The 1,173-nt window shown below is 65.3% G+C and carries 1 protein-coding gene; it reads right to left on the bottom strand.

Annotation, left to right across the window (positions count from 1 at the left end):
• Positions 1-10: 10 nt before the first annotated feature.
• Entirely contained in the window at positions 11-973 is a 963-nt protein-coding gene (locus tag JHD07_RS05175; protein WP_291619656.1) for an acetyl-CoA carboxylase carboxyltransferase subunit alpha, read from the bottom strand.
• Between the last annotated feature and the right edge of the window lie 200 nt (positions 974-1,173).

Genomic DNA, 1,173 nt, shown 5'->3' with positions numbered 1-1,173 from the left:
TCGTGGCGAATCAGCCCAGTTTCCGGCCGATATCGAGGAATTTCTGCCGCCGCTGCTTGCGGATGGCGTCGCCGTCCAGGCCGCGGAGCTCGTCGAAGGCCTTGGCGATGGCATCGCCGGTGGTGGCAATCATGGCGGCGGGGTCGCGGTGGGCGCCGCCGACCGGCTCCTTCAGGATCTGGTCGATCACGCCGAAGCGCAGCATGTCCTGGGCGGTGATCTTCATGTTGTTGGCGGCTTCCTGCGCCTTAGTGCCGTCGCGCCAGAGGATGGAGGATGCTGCTTCCGGCGAGATCACGCTGTAGATCGCGTGCTCCAGCATCAGCACCTTGTTGGCGGTGGTGATGGCGATGGCGCCGCCCGACATGCCCTCCCCGGTGATGATCGCAACGTTCGGCACGGTCAGCGCGAGGCACGCATCCGTCGAGCGCGCGATGGCTTCGGCCTGGCCGCGCTCTTCCGCGCCGATGCCGGGATAGGCGCCGGCGGAATCGGCGAGCGACAGCACCGGCAGGCCGAAGCGCTCGGCCATCTCCATCAGCCGCACGCATTTGCGATAGCCTTCGGGCCGCGCCATGCCGAAATTGTGCCGGATGCGGCTCTCGGTGGAATCGCCCTTTTCCTGGCCCATCACGCAGATCGGCTCGCCGCGGAAGCGGCCGAAGCCGGCGACCAGCGCCTCGTCCTCGCCGAACTTGCGGTCGCCGGCGAGCGGGGTGAATTCGGTGATCAGGCCTCTGATGAAGTCGTTGAAATGCGGCCGCTGCGGATGCCGCGCCACCAGCGTCTTCTGCCACGGCGTCAGGTTTTGATAGAGGTCGGCCAGCGCCTGCGCGGCTTTGTCCTCGATGCGCCCGATCTCATCAGAGATGTCGGCGCCGGTGGCGGCCAGCGCGCGCAATTCATCGACCTTGGAGTCGAGCTCGGCGACGGGCTTTTCGAAGTCGAGATAGCTGCGCATCTGGTCTTGCATCAACTCAATATAGGGGGACGGGGCTGAGAGGCGAAGCGGGTTTGGTTCAGCGAAAAGAAGTGTAGCTTCTTCAATGGCTTGGCCTGTCGCTCCTGCCGCCCTGCCAAATCACTCGAAAGGCCACGGCTCTTTCCGCGGAGATGTGGCGGAAGTCAAGGCGGTTTCGGTTGTCCTCCCGACCCCGATGTCGTGTCCCGGAC

Source organism: Bradyrhizobium sp., from assembly GCF_016462955.1.
In the GTDB taxonomy this organism is placed as follows: domain Bacteria; phylum Pseudomonadota; class Alphaproteobacteria; order Rhizobiales; family Xanthobacteraceae; genus Bradyrhizobium.
Note: the sequence above shows the minus strand (reverse complement) of the source record. Positions and strands in the feature narration are given on the sequence as shown.